At 41.2% G+C, this 25,419-nt stretch carries 23 protein-coding genes; 15 read left to right on the top strand and 8 right to left on the bottom strand.

The window, feature by feature from the left end; translation table 11 throughout:
* Positions 1-2: 2 nt before the first annotated feature.
* Both RMY63_RS02645 and shc read right to left on the bottom strand, forming a co-directional pair.
* Positions 3-2,612, bottom strand: coding sequence for a hypothetical protein (locus RMY63_RS02645; RefSeq protein ID WP_322727205.1), 2,610 nt, complete (start codon positions 2,610-2,612; stop codon positions 3-5).
* A gap of 682 nt (positions 2,613-3,294) precedes the next feature.
* Complete coding sequence (shc, locus tag RMY63_RS02640) at positions 3,295-5,211, bottom strand: squalene--hopene cyclase (RefSeq protein ID WP_322727270.1); 1,917 nt, start codon at positions 5,209-5,211, stop codon at positions 3,295-3,297.
* Between the two features lie 101 nt (positions 5,212-5,312).
* Between shc and RMY63_RS02635 the strand changes: the two genes are divergently transcribed.
* From RMY63_RS02635 to RMY63_RS02610, 6 genes are all read left to right on the top strand, one after another.
* Positions 5,313-6,563 carry a glycosyltransferase gene (locus RMY63_RS02635; RefSeq protein ID WP_322727204.1) on the top strand — a complete coding sequence of 417 codons (1,251 nt, stop codon included), beginning with the start codon at positions 5,313-5,315 and terminating at the stop codon, positions 6,561-6,563.
* A gap of 557 nt (positions 6,564-7,120) precedes the next feature.
* On the top strand, positions 7,121-7,366 hold the full coding sequence (locus RMY63_RS02630; protein ID WP_322727203.1) for a hypothetical protein: 246 nt from the start codon (positions 7,121-7,123) through the stop codon (positions 7,364-7,366).
* Between the two features lie 319 nt (positions 7,367-7,685).
* The gene (locus RMY63_RS02625; protein WP_322727202.1) at positions 7,686-8,798 is read left to right on the top strand and encodes an aromatic ring-hydroxylating dioxygenase subunit alpha; all 1,113 of its coding nucleotides are present in this window, start codon (positions 7,686-7,688) and stop codon (positions 8,796-8,798) included.
* A 45-nt stretch (positions 8,799-8,843) separates the two neighbouring features.
* Positions 8,844-9,482: a hypothetical protein gene (locus RMY63_RS02620; protein ID WP_322727201.1), complete on the top strand. Its 639-nt coding sequence runs from the start codon at positions 8,844-8,846 to the stop codon at positions 9,480-9,482.
* A 237-nt stretch (positions 9,483-9,719) separates the two neighbouring features.
* Positions 9,720-10,766 (top strand): aromatic ring-hydroxylating dioxygenase subunit alpha, encoded by a 1,047-nt coding sequence (locus RMY63_RS02615; RefSeq protein ID WP_322727200.1) that lies wholly within the window; start codon positions 9,720-9,722, stop codon positions 10,764-10,766.
* 509 nt (positions 10,767-11,275) lie between these two features.
* Positions 11,276-12,484 carry an MFS transporter gene (locus RMY63_RS02610; protein ID WP_322727199.1) on the top strand — a complete coding sequence of 403 codons (1,209 nt, stop codon included), beginning with the start codon at positions 11,276-11,278 and terminating at the stop codon, positions 12,482-12,484.
* A gap of 119 nt (positions 12,485-12,603) precedes the next feature.
* Here the strand turns inward: RMY63_RS02610 and RMY63_RS02605 are convergent, their stop codons facing one another.
* Together RMY63_RS02605 and RMY63_RS02600 are read right to left on the bottom strand one after the other, a co-directional pair.
* Positions 12,604-12,765: a hypothetical protein gene (locus RMY63_RS02605; RefSeq protein ID WP_322727198.1), complete on the bottom strand. Its 162-nt coding sequence runs from the start codon at positions 12,763-12,765 to the stop codon at positions 12,604-12,606.
* Positions 12,766-12,921, bottom strand: coding sequence for a hypothetical protein (locus RMY63_RS02600; protein WP_322727197.1), 156 nt, complete (start codon positions 12,919-12,921; stop codon positions 12,766-12,768).
* A 199-nt stretch (positions 12,922-13,120) separates the two neighbouring features.
* Between RMY63_RS02600 and RMY63_RS02595 the strand changes: the two genes are divergently transcribed.
* The 8 genes from RMY63_RS02595 to RMY63_RS02560 all read left to right on the top strand — a co-directional run bounded on the left by RMY63_RS02595 (position 13,121) and on the right by RMY63_RS02560 (position 19,289).
* Positions 13,121-14,734: an NAD(P)H-quinone oxidoreductase subunit 4 gene (locus RMY63_RS02595; RefSeq protein WP_322727196.1), complete on the top strand. Its 1,614-nt coding sequence runs from the start codon at positions 13,121-13,123 to the stop codon at positions 14,732-14,734.
* 121 nt (positions 14,735-14,855) lie between these two features.
* The gene (locus RMY63_RS02590; RefSeq protein WP_322727195.1) at positions 14,856-15,461 is read left to right on the top strand and encodes a Uma2 family endonuclease; all 606 of its coding nucleotides are present in this window, start codon (positions 14,856-14,858) and stop codon (positions 15,459-15,461) included.
* A 26-nt stretch (positions 15,462-15,487) separates the two neighbouring features.
* Positions 15,488-15,904, top strand: coding sequence for a XisH family protein (locus tag RMY63_RS02585; RefSeq protein ID WP_322727194.1), 417 nt, complete (start codon positions 15,488-15,490; stop codon positions 15,902-15,904).
* Positions 15,892-16,227, top strand: a complete 336-nt coding sequence (locus tag RMY63_RS02580) for a XisI protein (RefSeq protein WP_229546323.1) — start codon at positions 15,892-15,894, stop codon at positions 16,225-16,227. Before RMY63_RS02585 ends, RMY63_RS02580 begins: the two co-directional genes overlap by 13 nt.
* Before the next feature lie 89 nt (positions 16,228-16,316).
* Entirely contained in the window at positions 16,317-16,463 is a 147-nt protein-coding gene (locus RMY63_RS02575) for a hypothetical protein (RefSeq protein ID WP_322727193.1), read from the top strand.
* Between the two features lie 541 nt (positions 16,464-17,004).
* Positions 17,005-17,601 (top strand): DUF4360 domain-containing protein, encoded by a 597-nt coding sequence (locus RMY63_RS02570; RefSeq protein WP_322727192.1) that lies wholly within the window; start codon positions 17,005-17,007, stop codon positions 17,599-17,601.
* A gap of 441 nt (positions 17,602-18,042) precedes the next feature.
* Positions 18,043-18,609 (top strand): DUF4360 domain-containing protein, encoded by a 567-nt coding sequence (locus tag RMY63_RS02565; protein ID WP_322727191.1) that lies wholly within the window; start codon positions 18,043-18,045, stop codon positions 18,607-18,609.
* Positions 18,610-18,767: 158 nt separating this feature from the next.
* Positions 18,768-19,289: a hypothetical protein gene (locus tag RMY63_RS02560; protein WP_322727190.1), complete on the top strand. Its 522-nt coding sequence runs from the start codon at positions 18,768-18,770 to the stop codon at positions 19,287-19,289.
* An 83-nt stretch (positions 19,290-19,372) separates the two neighbouring features.
* Here the strand turns inward: RMY63_RS02560 and RMY63_RS02555 are convergent, their stop codons facing one another.
* The 4 genes from RMY63_RS02555 to RMY63_RS02540 form a co-directional block, all read right to left on the bottom strand.
* On the bottom strand, positions 19,373-21,922 hold the full coding sequence (locus tag RMY63_RS02555; protein WP_322727189.1) for a COR domain-containing protein: 2,550 nt from the start codon (positions 21,920-21,922) through the stop codon (positions 19,373-19,375).
* Between the two features lie 1,015 nt (positions 21,923-22,937).
* The gene (locus tag RMY63_RS02550) at positions 22,938-23,411 is read right to left on the bottom strand and encodes a hypothetical protein (protein ID WP_322727188.1); all 474 of its coding nucleotides are present in this window, start codon (positions 23,409-23,411) and stop codon (positions 22,938-22,940) included.
* Between the two features lie 247 nt (positions 23,412-23,658).
* Positions 23,659-24,282, bottom strand: a complete 624-nt coding sequence (locus RMY63_RS02545) for a Uma2 family endonuclease (RefSeq protein WP_322727187.1) — start codon at positions 24,280-24,282, stop codon at positions 23,659-23,661.
* A gap of 48 nt (positions 24,283-24,330) precedes the next feature.
* Positions 24,331-24,954, bottom strand: coding sequence for a Uma2 family endonuclease (locus RMY63_RS02540; RefSeq protein ID WP_322727186.1), 624 nt, complete (start codon positions 24,952-24,954; stop codon positions 24,331-24,333).
* Between the two features lie 102 nt (positions 24,955-25,056).
* Between RMY63_RS02540 and RMY63_RS02535 the strand changes: the two genes are divergently transcribed.
* Positions 25,057-25,392: a hypothetical protein gene (locus RMY63_RS02535; RefSeq protein ID WP_322727185.1), complete on the top strand. Its 336-nt coding sequence runs from the start codon at positions 25,057-25,059 to the stop codon at positions 25,390-25,392.
* The last annotated feature ends 27 nt before the right edge of the window (positions 25,393-25,419 follow it).

The raw sequence follows: 25,419 nt of genomic DNA, 5'->3' as shown, positions 1-25,419 counted from the left end.
TCCTAGCCTTGCACCACAAAATCTGATCCACTGAGAGTTGGCGCACCAGTCAGAGTTGCAAATAGACCGCCATTGCCAAAACCAGCCGCACTACCATTTTGGTTGTAGAACAACTGCCCACTCACAGCGTCGTAGATAATTTTCGCCGTGCTAGCCGCCCCTAAAGAAGTAATTTTAAAATCACTGGCATTACTAAAACCCGTTCCCACAGTTGAACTAATAGCACTAAAAGTAGTTTTATCCAGAATAATCTTATCGCCTTGGGAATGTTTGAAATCAGCGTAGGCGTAGCCCGTTGTAGACATCGCATCTACACCAACAGTAGTCAGGGCAAAAGCACCATCGGTGTTGTAAAGGAATCTGTCAGAACCTACACCACCAATGAGAATATTATTGCCGAATCCACCGATGAGAATATCATCGCCTTCTCCACCGATGAGAATATCATCGCCTGATCCCCCCCGCAACAGGTCATTGCCACTGTTGCCATTGATTATATCGTTACCCCCTTGACCATTAATCACATCATTGGAGTTGTCAAAACCTGCGATGTTATTGTTTAAGTCATTGAGGAAGGTGATAGTATTTTTGTTGAAAATGCTAGCTTGAGTAGAGTTGGCATTCAAGACATCAAAGCTGTCGGCGATGTTGTTTTGCCCATCAAACTTTATATTGCCAATCGCAGGGCTTGCTCCAAAAACAGGCAGATTATCGAGGTTTTCTAATTTGAAGTTTTGCAGAGTGACTTTGGTAGAAGCCACATTTTCAAAGGTAACTTCTAAGTTGTTACCATTTTGAGTTAATTGCAGATTTTGGGCAGTCAAACCCGAACCTGTAAATTGCAAGGTGTCAAAATTTGCAATGACTTCTCCTGAAGGATTTGTACTTTTACCAACGCCACCGAAATCGGTGATGGTGTCATTGCCATCGCCAAGGCGAATAAAAAATTTATCTTGACCGCCGTTGCCTGTTAGGGTATCGTCACCAGTTAACCCATCGATGATATTGTTGCTAAGTGTACCAAATAAGTTATCTGCACCGCGAGTTCCAGTCAGATTGACAGAGATATTGCTACTAGCAATATTCGTCACCCCAAATACTACATAGCTTTGCCCACTCTGATAGCCGTTGGGGGAGGCACCATATGCCGCAATAATCAGGTCGTCAATACCATCGTTGTTGATGTCCCCCGCATTGCTGACTGAGAAGCCTGAGTAGTCATCTGCTGCAATGCCGTTAATTAAAAAGCCATTAGTGCCATTCAAAGCAGAGAGGTTGAGGATACCGCCACTGCCCAGATTCGTCCCCCCAAACACTACATAGCTTTGCCCAGCATCAGAGTTGCTGTTGGCGTCGGCAACAGGTGTCCCAATAATCAGGTCGTCAATGCCATCGTTGTTTATGTCCCCTGCATTGCTGACAGACCAGCCTGAGTCGTCATTTGCTGCAATGCCGTTAATAAAAAAGCCATTAGTGCCATTCAAATCAGAGAGATTGAGGGTGCCGCCACTGCCCAGATTTATCCCCCCAAACACTACATAGCTTTGCCCAGTATTACAGTTGCCGTTGGAGGAGGCACTTCGTACCCCAATAATCAGGTCTTCAATGCCATCGTTGTTGATGTCCCCTGCATTGCTGAGTGACCAGTCTGAGTCGTCATTTGCTGCAATGCCGTTAATGAAAAAGCCATTAGTGCCATTCAAATCAGAGAGGTTGAGGGTGCCGCCACTGCCCAGATTCGTCCCTCCAAACACTACATAACTTTGCCCAGCACCACGGGTGCTGCCGTTGGGAGAGGCGCCTCGTGCCGCAATAATCAGGTCGTCAATGCCATCGTTGTTGATGTCCCCCACATTGCTGACTGAGGAGCCTGAGAAGTCATCTGCTGCAATGCCATTAATGAAAAAGCCATTAGTGCCATTCAAATCAGAGAGGTTGAGGGTGCCGCCACTGCCAAGATTCGTCCCTCCAAACACTACATAGCTTTGCCCAGCACGAAAGTTGCCGTTGGGGGAGGCATATTGTGCCCCAATAATCAGGTCGTCAATGCCATCGTTGTTGATGTCCCCCGCATTGCTGACTGAGGAGCCTGAGCCGTCATATGCTGCAATGCCGTTAATAAAAAAGCCATTAGTGCCATTCAAATCAGAGAGGTTGAGGGTGCCGCCACTGCCCAGATTCGTCCCTCCAAACACTACATAGCTTTGCCCAGCATTTTCTTTGCCGTTGGGGGAGGCATATTGTACTCCAATAATCAGGTCGTCAATGCCATCGTTGTTGATGTCCCCTGCATTGCTGACTAAATAGCCTGAGTTGTCTTGAGCCACAATGCCGTTAATGAAAAAGCCATTCGTGCCATTCAAAAAAGAGAGATTGAGGGTACCGCCACTGCCCAGATTCGTCCCTCCAAAAACTACATAGCTTTGCCCAGCACGAGAGTTGCCGTTGGGGGAGGCGCCTCGTGCCGCAATAATCAGGTCGTCAATGCCATCATTGTTGATGTCCCCCGCATTGCTGAGTGACCAGCCTAAGTCGTCAAGTGCTGCAATGCCGTTAATGAAAAAGCCATTCGTGCCATTTAGGTCAGAGAGATTGAATGATGAATTAGCCATGATTTTCTCCTATAGTTAGGAACCAAGCTTCAAAGGTCTAAACTTGAAATTCCGTGTTCTAAACTGAAAGTTTTGTTATAAAGTGCCATAATCACAAATCAGCAAAACAATGCGCTTTTATATGGAATTTCTTAATCAGGATAACTGCGATGTCTATGACGGGCTGTGACGCTTTTACGGACGCTCTCTACGAGACGCTCTTGCTAGCTTGCAACTCTTACAGAGTACGCGGACTCGCTAACGCTAATGCTACGCTATCGGTGACGCTAACTATTTATATTTACGCTGGTTAGTTTATATCGTTTTTCCAACTGTTACAATCAGCTTTTTTATAACTTTATGAAAGTAATATACATTATTTATACAAAAAATATTATGTAATAATACCAATTCAAAAATGTTTGCGAGAGATACCCCACCCGCGCTGACACGCACCCTTCCCTTAGCAACTACGTGTACACACAAGTCTCTTGACCTGCAATGGCATTGTATCGACTAACAATGGCATTGCATTCACTAACAATGGCATTGCATCGATTAACAATGTTATTTCTCTCGTTCCCATGCTTTGTATGAGAATGAATCAAGCCTTATCAAGCTAGATTTTTAGAACTTGTGTGTTAACCGTAGCCCTTACCAAGGGGAGGATTGGGGAGGTAGGGCAAACCCATATAAATTACTTTTAACCTTTTTGAATTGCTGCTTGATAGCGACCTAGCGCGATTAAAGGAAAGTATTGTTGATATAGATGATACTTGAGATAAAAATGGCAAGGGAAGCCAGTACCTGTAAAGTCTGCCTCAAACCAAGTACCATCGGGCTGTTGAGTTGTCACCAGATAGTCAATTCCCCGCTCAATCACCTCAAGAGCTAATTTACCTGTTGCTTCACCTGCTGCTATTAACCCAATTAAAGCCCAAGCAGTTTGAGATGCAGTACTATTTCCTTTTCCTTTGAGACTGGGATCGTTGTAGCTGCGGCAAGTCTCGCCCCAACCACCATCTGGATTTTGACATTCAACTAACCAAGCTGCTCCCCGTTCTATACTGAGTTTATGTCTTTGAGGATCGATTAACGCCAAAGCTGATAAAACGCCACTGGTGCCGTAGATATAATTTACACCCCAACGACCAAACCAACAGCCTTCAGTTTCTTGTTCGTGCAAAAGATAAGTAAGCGATCGCTCTAAATTATCACTATCAATTGCCAAATCACAAGCACCCAGCATTTCTAGTACCCTAGCCGTAACATCTGCGGTGTTTGGATCGATCATCGCTTTCAAATCGCCATAAGGAATCGAGTTGAGCCAATCTTGATCGTTATCTAAATCAAAAGCAGCCCAACCGCCTGGTTTACATTGCATAGATGCAATCCAGTTTAAGGCACGAGCGATCGCAGCCTGCTTGATTTTTTCATTCGGGAGTTTTGCCAAATGTAGAGCCATCACCACCACCGCCGAGTCGTCTACATCGGGATAAAAGCGATTCTCAAACTCAAAAGCCCAAGCCCCTGGTTTTCCTTGGCGATTTTTGACAGCCCAATCTCCGTAATCTAAAATTTGTTTTTGCAACAACCATTCTCCAGCCTTTACTACAGCTCGATGATCTGGTGCAAAGCCAGATTCTACCAAAGCACGCATCGCCCAAGCTGTATCCCAGACGGGTGAAATACAAGGCTGTACCCGATAACTATCCTCTGTTTCAATAACAAAGTTATCAATTGCTTGCAAACCACGTTCTACAATGGGATCGTTTCCGTCATAATCCAGACACCGCAAAGCCAGCATGGAATTCAACATCGCCGGAATAATGCCGCCCCAGTCGCCTGTCGCTTCTTGGCGCTCTAAAATCCACTTTTCGGCAGCTTTAATGCCTTCTTGACGAAAGGGTACTAAATTCAGGCTTTCTGCCAACTTGAAACCTTGATCGAGGGTGAGAAATAAATCTGTCCAATCGCCACTTTGGGGTAATTCCCACCGGACTCGATCAATACCTTCAGCGTATAGCTCATCTAGGTTGATAGTTGGGTTAGTGATCAAAACAGGTTTGCGATCGCACACAATCAGTAATGGTACGGTGCTCGAACGTGCCCAGCTAGACATTTCGTAGATATTGACAGGGAAAGCATTTGGCAACAGCATTACCCAAGCTGGTAGTGAGGGAATACCGCGCCAGTTGTAGCAGCCAATCAAAGCTAGGTGCAACTTGGTAAAAATCCGAGTTTTGCTAATACCACCCCGTTTGAGAATAAAAGCTTGCGCCCGAATCATCGCCGGATCGGTTGCTGGTACACCTAGCAGTCTTAGCGCCATGTAGGCTTCAACCGAGGTGCTAAGTTCTCCGCCATCACCATAGTAAAGTTCCCAACCGCCATGCTGCCGTTGCTCTTGACGCAAATATGCTTCAACTTTATGTAAAGGTCTGGTTTGGTCTGTTCCCCAAATTTTATGCAGAAGGACAACTTCAGCAGTGATGGTGACATTAGATTCTAACTCTGCCCACCAATAACCTGCCGGATTTTGAATCGAAAGCAGATATTCTTGGCTAGCTGCGATCGCATCTGCGACTTGATTGACTTTTACCCTGTCTTGTGTTTGCATCAAAAACTATTTAACCTCAACACCCAACAAATAATTCGTAATTCGTAATTGGAATACAGACATAGTATTCTGTCTGAGTCACTGATAATTTGCAATAGGTAATGGATGTAATTGTATTAGGATTGATGCTGTTATCCTTGACAATTTGGTTAGGATTACTGTGTTTTTGGGGACAGTTTTGGCGGACAGACCAGCAATTAGAGGTTACACAAACTCAGCTAGAATCGTTACCTGTGGTTTGTGCTATAGTTCCAGCGCGTAACGAAGCCCAATTGCTGCCAACTACACTGCGATCGCTTCTACTCCAAGATTACCCTGGTTCTTTCAACGTGTTTTTGGTAGACGATCGCAGCACAGATCGGACAGCAAATTTTGCCGAAGGGGTTGCACACGCTGTCGGTAAACCCCAGCAATTGCATATTATCTCTGGCGTTTCACTGCCTCCCGGTTGGTCGGGCAAACTTTGGGCAGTTGAGCAAGGTATAAACAGCGCTCGTTTATTCGCACCTGATTATTTTTTGCTAACTGACGCAGATATCGAACACGATCCTGATAATCTCCGCCGACTCGTGAACAAAGCTGTGCAGGAAGATTTAGACTTGGTTTCGGTAATGGTGCGACTCAGGTGTGAAAGCTTTTGGGAAAAATTTTTGATTCCAGCTTTCGTCTTTTTCTTCCAAAAACTCTATCCTTTTCGTTGGGTGAATAATCCCAACAATCCTACAGCCGCCGCTGCTGGAGGATCTATTCTGATCGCCCGTGAAGCTTTAGAGCGAATCGGGGGTATTCAAGTCATTCGCCAAGCCTTAATCGACGATTGCGCCCTAGCGATGGCTGTTAAGAGAGGGACTGGGGACTGGGGACTGGGGACAAGAAGACAACTTGCAACAAGTCTTTCTTCTCTTCCCCAATGCCCAATGCCCAGTCAAGGGCATATCTGGCTAGGATTGAGTAGCTTGACTCGTAGTTTGCGCCCATACAACTCGCTGGCGATGATTTGGGATATGGTTGCTCGTACTGCTTATACCCAACTAAATTATTCGCCATTACTACTATTGGGAACTTTGGTAGGAATGCCTTTGATTTATCTAGTTCCACCTGTATGTGTAATTCTGGGTGCAGTTTGGAGCAATTGGGCGATCGCACTTACAGGTTTATTAGGATGGCTATTGATGACTTTCGCTTACTACCCGACGATCCGCTTTTATAAATGTTCTGTCTGGTTCGCGTTGAGTTTACCTGCGATCGCTTTTCTCTATACTTTAATGACTCTAGACTCAGCAATCCGTCATTGGCAAGGGCGCGGCGGCGCTTGGAAAGGAAGAGTCTACCCCAACCCAGATAATTTATAGCTGGGATAAAATTTCATTTCAAAATCGGTAATGTTAATGTGACATATTACCATTACTGATTTGGGTATTGAATATTCACGCAACAACACCTTATTTAATAGCTAAAATAGCTATTAAATAAGTATTTAATTACTATTTTATGTAAAAGTTTTTTATACATATATTTGCATTTTATCTAGCTGTCTCCCAAAGCTTCTATCACTAATAGATATGTCTAATTCTAGACTATTTATTTTAAGATTTCAGTGTAGGAAAAGTGGGAAAAGTGGGAAAAGTAGGAAAAGTAGGAAAAGTAGGATATTTTACAAGAGGTATTGAGAATCAAGTTGTTATGTTGTACATTGATTGATGTATTAAATAACTAGTAAGTACACAGGCAAAGTACCAGTTAAGTATTTTATTTAACTACTTTGAACATAGTAAGCTGTTTAGCAATCGCCTTTGATAGAGGTCAAAATTACTATGTCAGTAACTGTGGGCAGTAATTCATGCACCAGATGAATTACTCTCTCATTCCTGCTGTAATGTGTACTGAAAACAACTAAGGGGAAACAATCATGATGCACAAATCGATATCAAACAAAGAAATACAAGCCATCTCATTTATTGAGGAACTAGATGAGACACAACTTATCGGTATTGTAGGAGGCAATGCAGTAGGAGGCACAGTTGGAGATGCTGGATCGACAGCAGGAACAGTAGGACAGTTCGCGACAGGACTAATAATATATACAGCAAATGGATTAGGTGCAACAGGACAGTCAGCAGGAAGACTATTACAAGGTGCAGCAGGTAATGGCTAAATTGAGTTAGTGAGTAGAAAATACGATAATGACGTATTGATGCACTCTTTCCGCTGCCATAGAAATCTACTAAGTGTTGAAATATGCATTAGTCCAGTGAATTGTAAACGTGGATTGAAAATGCATCTCTAATGATTCTCCTAGTAATCAAGATTGCTATTTTTATATAGCAAATGTTTCAATCTTTGTAGCAGTTTAAGGCGTTTTAGACTGACTTCACTCAAGTTAGTAAAAAACGCCTTTTGCTTAACAACCAAATAAATAGTTTTCGACTTTTTATCTGAGATTGCATTAATTGATTTAAAAGTCAGAGGAAAGCATGTTAAAAAATTTCTGGTACGCCTGTGAACTTAGTTCAGCTATTAGCAGTAAGCCCAAGCGTATCATGATGCTAAACCAAGAATTTGTCCTGTACCGTAGCTCAAGAGGAGAGGTGCTGGCTTTCCTAGACAAGTGTCCTCATCGCGGCGCTGCTTTATCTAATGGTTGGGTAGAAGATGACTGTATCCGTTGCCCTTATCATGGTTGGAAATTTCAATTAGACGGTGGTTGTCTTGAAATTCCTGCTAATCAGTCTAGTGTGCCTATCCCTAAGAAAGCTCGTCTAGATGCTTATTCAGTTCAAGAGAAATATGGTTTAGTCTGGTTGTTCTGGGGAAACCTGCCAGAAGAAGAACGTCCTCCCCTGCCACTACTTCCTGAATTCGACAACCCTGCTTGGCGAGCCGTTTATGGTGAATTCAGATGGAACGCTCACTACAGCCGTGTATTAGAAAACCAATTTGACATCTCCCACCTACCCTTTGTGCATTCAAACTCCATCGGTAGCGGCATCGCAGAGCAGCACAAAATTGAAGAATACGGTGTGCGGATGGAAGAGTTGAAAGGGAGTGCTACCGTCACAATAAATCAGGCTACAAAAGTTAGACGCTGGTCGAAAGCTATCCTCAACAAACAAAGCTCACGTCCTCTGCGTGTAACAGTATCTTTTTATATGCCCAATATTAGCTGGCTGGAATTTGATTTTCCTATTGGGCATTTCAAGATGATTATCTTTAGTGTTCACTTGCCAATTGACGCTAACACGACAGTGAGTAGGTGGATCGTTCTCCGCAACTTTTTCACCACATCTTGGATTGACGAAAAAGTACGAAAGTCGGTCTTAAAGCCCTTAGTGGAAGATAAGTCAATAGTTGAGTCCCAAAGACCTTTTGTGATACCTGATGATTTGACAACCGAAGTCCACGCTCCCTCTGATGCTTTGTCGATCGCCTATCGTAAGCTACGCAAAAAATTCCTAGATATGGGCTGGGGCAAGGAACCTGTCGTTAATACCTCACACTACACAAATGGGTATACATCGGCTGGTTACCAAGACCCTGCGATTGTGAAGGTTGCCATAGCTAAAGAAGCGACAATTAATGTCGTTTAAGAAAAAATTAGATTCACATTCTGTGAAAATACAAGGAATGCAAATATGGGAACTTTTTTGTACCCAGTTTATACATTAGCAAGTTTGGGATTGGCAATTTGGAGCTTTAATCTATTTGCAGATTCGCACAACATTAATATATTGCTATTGATATCAGTGCTAGCTGGAATGATCTATGACAATCTCATCGTTTCGGTAGGTCGTCTAATTAATGAAGGCACACTATTGGAATCACTTAATCGCCTGCGTTTTTTCTTTCACAATTTATTTATTCCACTGTTAGTGGTGGTTGCTGTCAAACTAGCCTGTAACGTTGGTGTGGTATGGGCAAGCCATCCAATTGTGTGCTATGGGTGTTGGGCGATCGCTTTCGGGCTGATTGCGTTTGGATTGCTGACCGAATTTCGATACTTAGAACTAGCACCAACAAATTTTGCTGGCAGTTTGCGTTACAAACCTAAAAGTTGTAGCGTGCCAATTCTGACAATCCTGACCGCTTTGCTGGTAGGTATGGCGGGCTTCTATATCTGGCGTGAAACTCAGTGGCCGTGGATGTTTGTCGGAACGTTAATCATGTTTTTAGGTAATGCTTTACCAGCAAGCATTTTTGGCACTCTAGTTAGTTCCGCAGTTGATTTCTTATTTATCTTGGGTTTAGTGGCAACGGAGTTAATAGTGCATTAAATCATCCTCACTACTCATCTAACGGGACTTAAACATTTTTGAGGCACAAACAACCCTCAAACCCATACAGGGCAAGAAAAATACACCAAATGCTCAAAAATGCTTGAAACCCAGATATATCAAGAAACTAGACAAAACGATGTCAAAGTCTCTCTGTATATAAATTTGAGGCTTTTTTCTGGCTACTTTTTGTCTAAGTCCCACTAATTGCATTGATTCAAAAGCAGTAAAAAAGCTATGTTAAAAAACTTCTGGTATGCATGTGAATTCAGCTCAGCAATTACTAGCAAGCCTCAGCGAGTTCCCCTGTTAAACCAGCAATTTGTCCTGTACCGTAACTCACAAGGAAAGGTGATGGCTTTCCTCGACCAATGTCCCCATCGTGGTGCTGCCCTTTCCTTGGGGAAGGTAGAAAACGACTGTATCCGTTGTCCTTATCATGGTTGGAAATTCCAAACCGATGGTACTTGTATTGAAATTCCTGCTAATCAACCTGGTGTGCCTATCCCTAAAAAGGCTCATCTCGATGCCTACCCAGTTCAAGAGAAATACGGTTTTGTCTGGCTGTTCTGGGGAGACATTCCCGAAAATGAACGTCCCCCACTCCCATCATTTCCCGAAGTCAAAAATCCAGCTTTGCGGTCTCTCCAATTAGAGTTTAAATGGAATGCTCATTACACCCGCTTAATAGAAAACTCTATTGACCCTGCTCACTCAGCTTTCGTCCATGCTAATTCCATTGGCAGTGGAATGGCTAAGGAACCACAGCTACCAAATTACGAGATTTATATGGAAGGTTGGGGCGCAAGTGCCTCGCTATATTACAAACAGCAAGAGACCAAAGGATTTTTTTGGAAATTTGTCCGCCAAAAAAATCGTCTGCAGATAAAGACAACACGCGGCTTTTATATGCCCAATATAATTTATTCTGATTCTGAGAATATTATTTTGTTTGTTGCCCATGTTCCCATTGATGATAAAACCACCATTTCCAAATTCATTCAGTTTCGTAGTTTTTTTACCCAACCTTGGGCAGATCAAATTTTTCGCAAGTTTAATTCTAAGGTCAATCAGGAAGATAAGTTAATAGTTGAGTCTCAAAGCCCCAAAATTGCGCCTTACGATTTGACTACCGAAATCCACGCCTCTTCTGATGCCTTACCGCTTGCCTATCGTAAGCTACGTAAAAAATGTCTGGATATAGGCTGGGCAGAGGAACCCCACATCAGCAAATTAAACTACATGAATGGTCATACTCTAAGTGTAGAGCGACAGATTATTTGAACGCAGTGAGAAATTAATTGAGAGTTGATTAAGTATTTTAGTTCACAAGTTACTAAGAAGAGTAAGTTTTGTAATTCAGGATGATTTGAGAAGTCGAATTCTCAATTTTTTTGACTACTTTAATAAAACATGACTAAACCTTTTCAGTAAACATGAGTAGATAAACAAAAATATTTACAGTCGTTGCGAAAGTTTGCCCTTGGAATTTCTACAGTATAATAATCACAAAGGTTGATATAGGATTCATATTTGATTGTGTGAAAAAAACTCAGTACACCTTTATTCCTTCTTCCCAGTCCCCATTACCCCTTATCCCTTTCAGGGGCCCACCTTCCCCAGTCCCCAGTCTATACGAGTAATTCACCGAATCAAATCGGATTGCTATATTGCTATTTAGCTACTTTAAATAATGTCTATGTTAATTCTTTGGTTATTGCAAATAACGTCTTAGCTAAAACTTCTTAGCCTGATAAAATCAACAAAATAAATAAGTAAATTAAGAAAATTTTATGAACAGTAGTAAAGCTAAATCAATATTGTTTTTGAACGTATTCATCGACTTAGTAGGATTTGGAATTATCTTGCCATTACTTCCTTTGTATGCTCAACATTATGGTGCAAAACCAAGTGAAGCTACCCTACTTTTAGCAGTCTACTCCTTGATGCAATTCTTCTTCACACCTATGTGGGGAAGCATCAGCGATCGCTACGGTCGTCGTCCAGTTTTGCTATTAACTTTATTCGGTACAGTAATTGCAAATATAGGTTTGGGTTTTTCCAGTTCTTTGTGGATGTTGTTTGTGGCTCGGAGTTTAGCCGGAATTATGGGAGCTAATATTTCTGTAGCTATGGCGTATATGGCAGACATCACCACACCAGAAAATCGCTCCAGTGGTATCGGAATGTTGGGAGCAGCAATTGGGCTGGGTTTAATTTTCGGGCCAGCGATCGGAGGTATTCTTACAGGAAGCGATCGCTACCATCCTAATTTCCATTTACCAGCTTTTGCTGCCGCTGGATTATCTCTGTTAGCGTTAACTTTAGCATTTAGGATTCTACCGGAGTCTTTGAATCCAGAAAATAAAGCCAAAATCAGAGTCAGTCACCGCCAGAATAACCGCCTGGAGAATTTCAAGGAGGTGTTGCAGCATCCACAAATCGGTCTGCTTGTAATCATGTCCTTTTTAGTAATGTTTCCTTTCTCTTGTGTACAATCGACATTTCCTCTGTGGCTAGTGCAGCAGTTTAATTGGGAACCAAAGCAAATTAGCTATCTGTTCGTATTAATAGGTATAGTCAGTGCTAGTATCCAGGGCGGACTTGTAGGATGGTTTACCAAACGCTTTGGAGAACAGAAGGTGCTGTTTTTAGGAGTAACAGCACTTGCCTTCGGGTTGTTATTGATTCCGTTTTCCAAAAACCTAGTGTTACTAATGTCTGCTATCATCCTATTAGCAGGAGGATTTGCCTTAAGTCAAACAACGGTTAGTAGTTTGGGTTCGAGATTTGCAGGAGTTGAACAACAAGGTAAAACATTGGGAGTTCTTAACTCAGCATCAGCACTAGCTAGAATTGGCGGGCCAACATGGGCTGGATTTAGCTTTGGAGCATTTGGTAGTTCTACACCGTTTTTGAGTGGATTTTTAATTATGGTGGTGGCGATCGCTCTCTCGTGGCGCATTCTTAAACAGCCCCCTAATTGTCTAACCGCCTTATAGTTGGCCACTGATTTATCCATAACTCCCTTAGCAATAAATCATTTTTTTCTTCCACCCAAGACTTGATCGTACTCAAATGTTCATCCTGAATTGTCGGCTTTTGATATCCCCCACGAAGTTTAGCAACAAAATTGTCCACTTTCACGATAATGACGTAGCAAGTTGCGTACAAACGACAAGCTAACCTTAAATCTTTGAGCCAACTGCCGTTGAGAACCTTCTTTTGCAACCCAAGCCATAATCACGCGATAAGGCAAATCCTTTGAGTAAGATACTGGCATTTAATCAGAATCTGATGGAAAGTTGATTGTCACATCTAGGTTTAACAGTTCAATCAGGTTCGTGTAGACTAGATAGCCCTGACAATTGGGCTGAACCAGGAAATGTAACTGTATTGTAACGGCAGCTAAAGCCACCGTTTTTTGTTGACGTTGCAAAAGTTTACATTTAGAATGGAATCGTCAAAACTCGATAAGTATTTATTCTTATTTATCCTGAAAGTTTGACATTTAATGAGTATATGTTCTTATCTTTATCAAAAATTTAATATTTTAAAGTTAAATAATATTTACAAAAGTATAGATTACTTAATACAATTAAATTAAAAGCAATAAAGCAAATTGATTGTCAGAAGTGATGAATGCTATTGAATTTCCCTGGCTAACAGCCATAATCCTCTTACCCTTGGTGGCTATTTTAGCCATCCCCCTAATCCCAGACAAAGAAGGTAGAACTGTGCGGTGGTATAGTCTAGGAGTTGCGATCGCGGACTTTGCACTGATGATTTATGCCTTTTGGTATAAGTACGACTTCCAGAGTTCAAGACTCCAACTTATAGAAAACTATCCTTGGATACCACAGTTAGGTTTGCATTGGGCTGTGGGGGTTGATGGTTTATCGATGCCCTTACTGCTTCTGACAGGCTTAATAAATACCCTCGCAATATTCGCGGCTTGGAAAGTTACCACCAAGCCGCGATTATTTTATGGCTTGATGTTAGCGATGTACAGCGCCCAACTTGGCGTGTTTGTCGCCCAAGATTTGCTGTTGTTCTTCCTGATGTGGGAAATCGAGTTAGTGCCGGTTTACCTGCTGATTTCCGTTTGGGGAGGACAAAACCGCCGTTATGCCGCTACCAAATTCATTCTTTACACCGCTGCTGCATCAATATTTATCTTGATTGCCGGTTTTGCACTTGTCTTTTCTGGAGATACCGTCACTTTCGATATGGCGACTCTAGGAATGAAAGAATACCCCAAAACCTTGGAATTGTTGGTTTATGCAGGTTTCTTAATTGCCTTCGGTGTGAAAATGCCGATTTTCCCTTTACACACTTGGCTACCTGATGCCCACGGTGAAGCATCAGCACCCGGTTCAATGATTTTGGCTGGTGTGTTGTTAAAAATGGGTGGTTATGCTCTCATCCGCTTCAATGTGGAAATGTTGCCCAATGCTCATGTGACTTTTGCCCCAGTGTTAGCAGTTTTGGGTGTGGTTAATATTGTCTACGGTGCTTGCTGTGCCTTTGCTCAAACCAATCTCAAACGCCGCTTGGCTTACTCTTCAATTGCCCATATGGGGTTTGTGCTGATTGGGATTGCCTCTTACACAGAGCTGGGTATCAGTGGTGCAGTGTTACAGATGGTTTCTCACGGCTTGATTGCTGCTAGCTTGTTCTTCCTGTCTGGCGTAACTTACGATCGCACCCATACTTTGATGATGGATAAAATGGGCGGTATGGCTAAGGTAATGCCCAAAACCTTTGCTCTATTTACCATTGGTTCAATGGCTTCTCTCGCCTTACCCGGAATGAGTGGTTTTGTAGGTGAGTTGATGGTGTTTCTAGGTATCGCCAGCAGTGATGTTTACAGTTCCAGCTTCAAAGTTGTAGTCGTGCTGCTGTCAGCAGTTGGCGTGATTTTGACACCAATTTATTTACTGTCGATGCTGCGTCAAGTGTTCTATGGGGAGCAAAATAAAGAGTTGCACTTGGATGCTGTAATATCTGATGTCAAACCCCGCGAAATATTTATTACCGCTTGTTTGCTACTGCCAATCATCGGAATCGGGTTTTATCCCAAATTAGCAACGCAGACTTATGATGTGAAAGCAGTAGAATTAGCCGCCCATGCTCGTCAAGTTTTACCAGTTGTTGCTCATCAACAACCAGCAAGTCTGTACTCGCGGATTTTTTCTGCACCAACATTGGCTACTTCTCAAGTTGAAAGTTCGATTAACATTTCTGAGTAAATTAACTTCCCATTCAGGGGTCTGCAAGTAAATTCTAAATTTGAAGGGGTGGTTTTGTAACCACCCCTAAAATTTTGCCAAGATATATCCTAAAGACAGGTGAAGCCCCAAAATATGAATTATGACCATTAACTTACCTATAGCCATAGAAATTATACCAATGGTCTTGCAATTGCAACCTGCGATCGCACTAACTGACGACCAGTTTTATGAATTTTGTCAGCTAAACCGCGACTTTCGCATTGAACGTAATGCTGCTGGAGAATTAGTGATTATGCCCCCTACTGGTTCCGAAACCGATCAACATAACTTTGATATTATTGTTCAGTTGGGTATTTGGACAAAGCAAGATGGTACAGGTGTAGGGTTTGGTTCCAGTGGTGGGTTTACTTTGCCTAATGGTGCAGTCCGATCGCCCGATGCAGCGTGGATAAAACGCGATCGCTGGGAAGCGATACCACCAGAACTGCGAAAAAAATTTGCACCGATTTGTCCTGAGTTTGTAATTGAATTGCGTTCTGAAACTGATAACTTGCGAATTTTGCAAGACAAGATGCAAGAGTATATTGATAATGGCACTCAACTTGGTTGGTTAATTGATAGAAAACAACACCGAGTTTTTATTTATCGTCCTAATATTGCGGTTGAACAATTAGATAATCCAAAAACGCTTAATGGTGAACCTTTGCTAGCTGGGTTTGTTTTGGATTTAAGTCAGATTTGGTAAGGAATAAATACAAATGTTAGGTATCTATGGCAGCGAAATACATATTCCATGATGCAGTAAGACGCGCTTTGGAGAAAGAGGGTTGGCTCATCACTAATGACCCGCTTTTCCTCCGTTTTGGTGGTTTGGATATGTACATCGACCTTGGTGCAGAGAAAGTTTTAGCAGCTGAACGAAATCAAGAAAAAATTGCGGTTGAAGTTAAAAGCTTTGTTGCTCCATCTACTACAACTGAATTTAGTACTGCTCTAGGACAGTATCTCAAATATCAATTAGCACTTGAAGAAGAACAACCTGAGAGACTTCTATATTTAGCAGTTCCCTTAGACACCTATCGTTCTTTTTTTACCTTAGAACTGCCACGCTTATTAATCCAACGCTACCAAGTTCGGCTGATTGTTTTCGATCCAGAAGAGGAGGCGATCGTGAAATGGCAAAAGTAGAAGAGTACCGTCAACTTATTCAAGAACTGTTGCTAGCTTACAGTGAAATCAAAGCCAGCAACGAAGAAGTCGAAGCAGAAGTTATTTTTGATAGAGAACGCGATCGCTACCAAGTTGTTCATGCGGGGTGGTCAAATAAGCGCCGTGTATATGGCTGTGTTTTGCATCTAGATATTAAAAACGAAAAAATTTGGATTCAACACGATGGTACTGAAGGAGGTATCGCCAATGAACTTATTAGTCGAGGTATACCCAAAAAAGACATAGTTTTGGCTTTTCATTCCCCTTTTAAACGACAATTTACCGAGTTTGCTGTTGGTTAATAATTCCAATCTTCATGAGTTAACCTTCATTTCATCGTAGATTGTGAAAAGATTATAGTTAAAGCAGGTGAAGTAGCCACAAAGCAATTATGACTACCAACTTACCTGTAGCCACAGAAATTATACCAGTGGTTTTGCAATTGCGACTTGCGATCGCCATGACCGACGATCAATTTTACGAGTTTTGTCAGTATTTCCTCACAAGTTCCTCACATTCTTTTTCGTCAAATGTCTAATATAAGGACAAACGATATAAATATCTATGTAGTTTTAATATTAGTTTTATTGATATCCCAGCAAACTCCAGCCTGAATGCTGACAAAATTTAAGTTTTAATAAGCACCATATTTACTCACAAGTTCCTCAGATTCTTTTTGTAACTTCAGGATAGAGACACTCAACTACTGCATTAATTAGCTTGAGAATTTACCGCCTTCTTGTATTGGGGTCTTTCGGCAAAAGCTAGACTACCTCTTTTTTTAACGAAGGTATTAATGCTTAATTCTACTTTTGCATCTATAGGAGAGTTCTCTCATGGATTTTACAGAGAAAGTGCCATTTTGGAATCTCAAGACTTTAGGCTATTACAGGTGAGTCTTATGAAGGCGATGCTATACCTACATTAAGTTAATTCCTGCCACTGTTAAAAACGATTTAGTTTCTAAATGAAGTAAACCTTCTAGCGATTTATCCTGCACTAGTTAAAGAGTTCGGTTAGATGCATTGTTACTGCATTTTCCATGAAAAAACAACTCTAGCAACATAGGTACAATCAATATGAACTTTAAACAATTTGGTGTATTACTGTCTGTATCTACAATTCTTGGAATCAACGTGATTGCGACCAAAGTTTTGGCTGTAGACGAGCCTAGTATTACTTTTGGAGATGCACTCGGATCTGGTGGATGTAAAGTTGCCGATCAGCTTCCTGGAGAGGATGGTAGAAGCTTATCGATTGTCTTGGATAACTTTAATGCATACAATGGTGGCCGTAAAAAGTGTGTTTTACGTGTTCAAAGTTTTATTCCAAGTGGTTTCATCATCCAAGATGTACAAGTACTGTACCAAGGAACTACTGAGGTTAATAGAGGGAGTAAAGGTACCAGCTTAAGCAGAACTTATAGCTTTAGTGGTGGTGCTCTAGGTCAAGCCGTAGCTCCCCCTAAAACTACCAAGTTTACATCTGATAAGGCATTTGCAGAGCAAGATGAGATTACTGTTCTAGCTGCTACAGGTTTATGTAGTGGTGGTGGGCAAGGACTATTAGGTATTAATCTGATTGCACAATCCTCATCAGGAAGTAATATTTTCGTTGATACAGCCGATATAAATGCTGGGGATGTGAGACTTTATTTTGACCTAAAGCGTTGCTAGTCGTTGCTTTTCGCGATTCTGCGGGTAGATAGTGATACACCGCACCAAATTCCAAATTTAGTGGTCTTCAATGAGTGGTGGATCTAAATCCCCCACTCATTGAATCTACCGAATTTATTCTTCTTTAAGATTAGAAATTTCTGTTGATGGAGAGGTAAGTTATGTTGAGATTAAGTGATACACGTAATTTTTTCATATTAATGTGCTTGTTTTTTTCTGTTGTTATGATGCCAATTCATCTAGCACTGCTGCTCCAATAAACAACCAGCCAAAATTTTTGCTTAATAGGAGATGTAATATAAGTTTCGATCCGCAAATAAAGTTTCTAAATGAAGTAAACCTTCTAGCGATTTATCCCGCACTAGTTAAAGAGTTCGGTTAGATGCATTGTTACTGCATTTTCCATGAAAAAACAACTCTAGTAACATAAGTAAAATCAATATGAACTTTAAACAATTTGGTGTGTTACTGTCTGTATCTACAATTCTTGGAATCAACGTGATTGCGACCAAGGTTTTGGCTGTAGATGAGCCTAGTATTACTTTTGGAGCTGCACTCGTATCTGGTGGATGTAGTGTTGCTCCTGGAGAGGATGGTAGAAGCTTATCGATCGTCTTGGATAACTTTAGTGCATTCAATGGTCAGCGTCAAAAGTGTATTTTACGTGTTCAAGCTTTTATTCCAAGTGGTTTCATCATCCAAGATGTACAAGTACTGTACCAAGGAACTACTGAGGTTAATAGAGGGAGTAAAGGTACCAGCTTAAGCAGAACTTATAGCTTTAGTGGTGGTGCTCTAGGTCAAGTCGTAGCCCCTCCTAAAACTACCAAATTTACATCTAGTAAGGCATTTGCGGAGCAAGATAAGATTACTGTTCTAGCTGCTTCAGGTTTATGTAGTGGTGGGCAAGGAATATTAGGTATTAATCTGATTGCACAATCCTCACGAGGAAGTTCTATTTTCGTTGATACAGCCGATAGACTTTATTTTGACCTAAAGCGTTGCTAGTCGTTGCTTTTAGCGATTCTGCGGATAGATGGTGATACACCGCACCAAATTTCAAATTTAGTGGTCTTCAATGAGTGGTGGGTCTAAATCCCCCACTAATTGAATCTACCGAATTTATTCTTCTTTAAGATTACAAATTTCTGTTGATGGAGAGTAAGATGATGTTGAGATTAAGTGATGCACGTAATTTTTTCATATTAATGTGCTTGTTTTTTTTCTGTTGTTATGATGCCAATTCATCTAGCACTGCTGCTGCAATAGATAACCAGCCAAAATTTTTGGTTAATAAAAGATGTAATATAAGTTTCGATCCGCAAATAAATCAGTTTACACTTGTCTCTCCTATAACTGTAAACGCACAATCGTCAAGGGCTAGATGTATCATTAGGATTGATACCTCTAATACTCAAAAGCAATTTAGGCTCGTGCCTTTAGCTTTCAAAGGTGTAGTCAAGAAAGCACCAGCACAAATAGCTATCACATCCTTTTTACTTGGCGATCAACCAACTCCATATCAAATAACATATGGAAGTGCTATAAATTTTGATTTGACTAATCAAATACTTCCAACTAACTATACAACTACAGGAAAAAGTGTTTTAGGCATTAATTTAGTATTAACAACAACCGGAGGAGAATTAGAGTTGACAGATTTGAAGTTTGCACTTCAACAACAATAAAATGTAGTTTTAGCGCTGCTTCAGGAAAAAGGTGAAGAACAGTAAGATGTTGTGGTAGATTGATCGCTTTTTAATTATTAATATTAAGTGCGATCGCTCTGTTGATTCATGCTGGCGATCGCCGTTATGGTTGTGTTCGCATCTGAAATGGGCTTGGGCTTATCTGAATTTTCAGATGCTGGGACTCCATAAAAGAATAGAAGTAATACAAGGACAAACGCCGCAAATGCCCCTGTAGCTTTAATATTGGTTTTATTGAAAGGTACGTGTGCTTCTAAACCAAGACTACCCGTCAATAAATAACCTGATATCCCAGCAAATGCGGCTGCTAAAAATCTAATTATTGCTAGAGTACCACCTTCCATTGCTCGTGGGTTGAGTACAAGAACAATAAAGACTACTAAGACCGCCAGAGCCATAGCAAGCGCTATTCCACGTTCAGCAGGTGAAATTTGTGAAGATGGTCTATGCACTTCTGGTTGAGAATTTTCTTCTGATTTATATGGTTCTGTCATAAAATTTGCTTCAACTAGCCCTCTACTATCCATCACATCATCAATTAAGCCCAAGACATTCACCTTTTTGTATGGTTTTTTGCGACATTGAATCTGGTCTTCCTTATCGTAGATAAACTGCCGCAATTCCTCAAATAGATAAAAGTGTGGCTCTTGACTATCTTTGCAGGTGTAACAATTACAGGGGATTAACTTGTTGTACTTCAGTCGCTGGTACGAGTCATGAATTTTATCGAGTTCATGTGTAACTATGGTCATCAAATCTCTTTTGTGACGACCTGAGACTCGAATCTTAATCTCCCGCTTGCCATAATATTCAATCACCTCCGCTTTAGTCTGGTCTTTGCTGAGAACGACGCCACTTTTCCAGACACATTTATGTTCAGTAATCAACTCATGTATGGCAACAATGAACTGGGTGATGATGCCCTTAGGCATGAACTCGTAAGTGTAACGCAATATCAGGTTGTTGGTTTGATTCCAGTCATAGGACGGTTGATTAGCAGATAGTAGTTGTGGGGCAATATAATTTTCTTTGCTTGTAGGAATTTCGTAGCACAGCTTGAAGTTGATCATCAGGCGCAAGAGTTCATCATGCATCGTGACGTATTCGCCTTCACACCAGATGTTTGCCAAGTCAGACCGTGTGAAACTGCCCAGGCTACGAATCACTTTTTCATTATCTAACACTTTGTAGACTGCATCAGTTCCCCACTTGGGTTTGAGGATGACGGTTTTGTTCAAAAGTGGGTCTTCCTGGAAGTGCAAGCATACTCCTAAATCATGCAGATAGCTGCTCAACTGCAACTTGTCATTCCTTTGGGTGAACCCATTTTGTTCGCAGATGTTCAGGTATTCATCCAAGCCGATGTAATTGCGTGCGTCACTCTCCAAAGCGTCCCGGACTTTAACCCAGGTTTTTGGGAGCGGACTGCCAATATGGGGTAGGTTTTTAATGTAATGCTTGATTTGTTCTAAAACTTGTTCTAAACCTCTGTTGGTAGCAAGGTTTGTTGGTAAAGTCTCCTTCAAATTAGTAAATTGCCCTCGTAACTGGCGTTCATTAATCTCTCGGTGGCGGTTTTGCTTCTCATTTTTGATGATTAGTAGCGGACTGTTATCGCTCAATAGTTCTACTACATTCAACCAGTAATAAAAATCTGTGTTTTCCTCACGGGTGTCTGCCACTAAAACATAGAGGGAACGCTTGGTGAGAAAGAACTGGTGAGTTGCATGGTAAATTTCTTGTCCCCCAAAGTCCCAGATGTTGACTCGAAATTCTCGCTCATTTTCTGTTGGAAAACCCCACTGCATCACCTGAATTCCCTTCGTAGTATCTTCCTCTCGGAGTTGATAATTTTGATCTTTAATTTTCTTCGCCAGTGTTGTCTTTCCTGCTCCCCCTTCGCCGACTATTAGTAACTTTGCTTCATACAGATAATCTGTACCTTCTGCTTTAAGTTGCCGGAAATAGTCCCTGATTGCTTTAATACCTTGTTTAACAATTTCTGGCGGTGGCTTTTCGATGGGGTTGTTGTCTAAATCCAGGAAAGTAAGTTGTTGCAGGCGAGTGATCGCTTCTGGCAGCGTCGTTAATTGGTTGCCACTTAAAAACAGGGAAGTGAGTTGTTGCAGGCGAGCGATCGCTTCTGGTAGTGTCGTTAATTGGTTGTAGCTTAAATAGAGGGAAGTGAGTTGTTGCAGGCGAGCGATCACTTCTGGCAGCGTCGTTAATTGGTTGCCACTTAAAAACAGGGAAGTGAGTTGTTGCAGGCGGGCGATCGCTTCTGGCAGCGTCGTTAATTGATTGCCGCTTAAATACAGGGAAGTGAGTTGTTGCAGACGGGCGATCACATCTGGCAGCATCGTTAATTGGTTGCGGCTTAATTTCAGGGTGGTGAGTTGTTGCAGGTGGGCGATCGCATCTGGCAGCATCGTTAATTTGTTGTCGCTTAAATTCAAAACCTCCAACCATTTCAGTTCAAATACTTCAGCAGGAATCTCTGTTAATTTTTCGTTATCATCACTATTCCAATCATTGCTTAAATCTAATTCTTTAAGCTGTTTCTCTTTCGCTTCTCGGATTTTTTCAAGGAAACGTTGAGGTGTGTTTGCCATAATGAGGTTTACCTGTCAACGGAAATTATATCCAGGATTTCTCACAAGCGGTGCGATCGCTATTACCTAAACCTTTATCAAGCTTAGATTTTGAGCGTTTTAGACACTGCACGAATCACAACAGTATGTGAACGAAGTATTTTATCTCAAACCTAAGTAGCATAAACGTTTTGGGCTAGTCGTTTAAATCTTTGTCAGAAATCCGGGATATGTAATGCCCCTGATTCGCTGGACAATCTCGCAACTATTAATATTTTGCACTAATCCCAACAAGCGCCATAGGTTAGAAACATACCGCTCATAGCCAAAATCTTCTTAAGAAGACCAAATTCCTTCCAGACTTAGGTTTTAGTCCGCTTGAGTGGCTTTAGCTATTGGTTCCTAGAAGTTCGAGTTTCAGGCGATCGCGGGTGCTAATTGAGAATGCTGCAATAATATATCAAAGCAATCTACTATGCTGTGTAACACTACACGAGCGCTAATAATTTTTAGGCGATTTTAAACAGAATTTATCATTACCAATGTTTAGGTTGACTCGTGAATGAGTCTTTGATACTCATTAATGGAGCTATGAACTCCGTTAATGAGTCTTTGATCCTCGTTAATGAGTATATTTTGCCGATTAATGAGTATATTTTGTCGGTTCACGAGTCTTTGATACTCGTGGACGAGTGTTTGTATCTCGTCGGTGAGTATTTGAAATTCGTTAATGGAGTTACGAACTGCGTTAATCAGTCTTTGATATTCGTGTATGGGGTTACGAACTCCGTTGATGAGTCTTTGAGAATCGTCAATGAAGTCTTTTTTCCTAGTGGGCAAGTGAAGCGAATAGAATTCGGAGAGTTTACAGGCACACAAACTTAGGCGTACCCCTACTCTGAAGTGAACTACGTTTAGCGTTCCGTAAAAGTATATAGCAATCCTAAATCATTCGCAAACAACAAAATCCCCGACTTCTCTAAGAAGTCAGGGATCTGAGGCTGACGATTTTTACAAATTAAATAAGATTGCTATATTATCTACCTGCTGCTATCAAACGCTGATGCACTAAATACTCAAATTGATAAAGATAAGCGGCAATAATCACTCGAATTATAGTTGGGACTATCAACAGAGATTGCGCTTGAGTCTTAAATAAAGTGAACACAGTCAACAAGTCAGGAGATGGCGAGAAAAGCATTACAAGACCAAATGCTATTACTGACGAGAGAATATTAACCAACCAGCCATACAAGCCTGACCACCAACTTATAAAACTAGGAAAAACTCCTGTTGCTAGCTCTGTTTCTGGTAGTCGGCTCTCAGGAAAGAAGCTATCGAAAAATCGATGCAGCCAATGATGAACAAATGCCACTACTACAATCGGAAAAAGTTGGGCTAGTAAACTAAATAAATACACTAACTTGACAAGAATAGGCTGAGGTAACAAGTGAGTTAAGATGGAAATAATTACCCAAATATAGACGATCGCATACTGTAAACCAATCATTAAGAGGATGAGGGCGATGTCTACGACGGGCTACGCCTACGCATTTACCCAAAACCGGGGAGTAGGAATCCAAGATGGCCAATTTCGCATAAATTTTTTCCTAGTGGATGAAAAACTTGAATCGTAACTGGGTTGAAATATTTTGGTGATTTTTTGCCAGTATAATCTATGCCAGAAATTAGTGGGAATAAGTAGCGATGCCTGCGGCGGGCTACGCCTACGCAGAAGATTGGCGGTGTATGGTAAGTTAAGAAAATTCTCCAGCTTGAAAAATCTGTTCAGCAGTTAAATTCAACTCTGGGAACGCTGGCGATTGAATGCGATCATTTCCTCGAAATTGCCTAACTTGATACTCACCTTCAATTAATTGATAAATCGAGATAGTTGGTTGTTTAGGATTGCCAATAAACCGCCTACCACCTAAGCCGAGGTAGTCTACAATCCAATATTCAGGTATTCCAACCTCTTCATATTTACCTGCTTTGGTAAAATAGTCGTCTCGCCAGTTGGTACTTACCACTTCAATTACTAAAGGAATTGATGCCGCTTGGCTTACGGTAGATTCTTTTTTCCACAGAGGTTCATTTACTAAATTAGAGTTATTCAACAACAGTACATCTGGTGAGTAAGCTGCTTCGCTCTGGGTTGGTTTAATGAATGCTGTTTTGGGAACGAAATAAGATAGTTTTAAACGTTTGTATTCTGTAACTATTTCCCCAACTAAAAATCCAACAATCTGTTCATGATCACCTGTGGGAGGAGCCATTTCAACAATTACTCCGTCATGTAGTTCATAGCGTCGTTGTGAGTTTTCTGGATACCAAGCGATAAATTTATCAAATGTTACTTGTTTATTTAAGGTTTGAGTCATACTTGCCTGTTGCTTTAGCGTTATGTAAAACCTCAATCTGTCTCTAAATTACGCGAATTCTCCAGCTTGAAAAATCTGTTCAGCAGTTAAATTCAACTCTGGTAACGCTGGCGAGTGAATACGGTCATTTCCTCTAAATTGTCTAACTTGATACTCACCTTCAATTAGTTGGTAAATCGAGATAGTTGGTTGTTTAGGATTGCCAATAAAGCGCCTACCACCTAAACCTAGATAGTCTACAATCCAATATTCAGGAATACCCAAAGACTCGTAATCTTCTAGCTTCAAAGCATAATCATCACTCCAGTTGGTTGAAACAACTTCTACAACCAACTTGACGGAACTACCGCGCGTAATGATAGATTCTTTTTTCCAACGAGGTTCATCCATAACAGCTTGTCTATCAAGAACGATTACATCTGGTTCATAACCTGAATCAGTGTTAACTGATTTGATGACGCATTCTTTCGGGATAAAGCAAGGAATGGACAAACGGGTGATTTCAATAAACAAAGAACCATTGATAAACCCGGCTATCTCTGAATGTTTCCCTGTTGGCTTAGGCATTTCAACAATTACCCCATCATGTAGTTCATAATGCCTGTCTGAAGATTCGGGATACCAGGCGATAAATTCATCAAATGTTACTTGTTTGGTTAAGGCTTGAATCATACTTTGCCCTTTGTTAATTTAAAATGAAAGGCAGAGTTTCCTGAATTACATTCCCTGTAAAAGCCAGGAAACGAAAAATTATATAATTTCCTCGATGTAGAAATGGAAACGAAAAAATTGCGATGGCTTCTCTTCGAGACGCTGCGCGAACGCCAACGCCAAAGGCGAACGCATATTGGGGCAGATGGTATATTGCACATTCAGACACCTACTGATTTTAAAGATACATCTGTAGAAGTAGTGGTGGTTGTACAGCCGTTAGATAAAACAGACCTTGTACCATGCGATGACACTGTACTGCAATATAACGCTTGGGGAAAGCCGACGACAAAAAAATCGATTCAAGAAGTAATTAGCAAAATGCAACAACTGCGGCGAGAAGTGGCGTTAGATAAAACCTTAATCCGCGAGATGGTTAAAGAGGGGCGAAGATTTTAATGCAATTTGTTTTGGATTGTTCTGTAG

This window comes from Nostoc sp. ChiQUE01b (genome assembly GCF_034531255.1).
In the GTDB taxonomy this organism is placed as follows: Bacteria; Cyanobacteriota; Cyanobacteriia; order Cyanobacteriales; family Nostocaceae; genus Nostoc.
The sequence above is the reverse complement of the archived record's forward strand: the minus strand, read 5'-3'. Positions and strand labels throughout refer to the sequence as shown.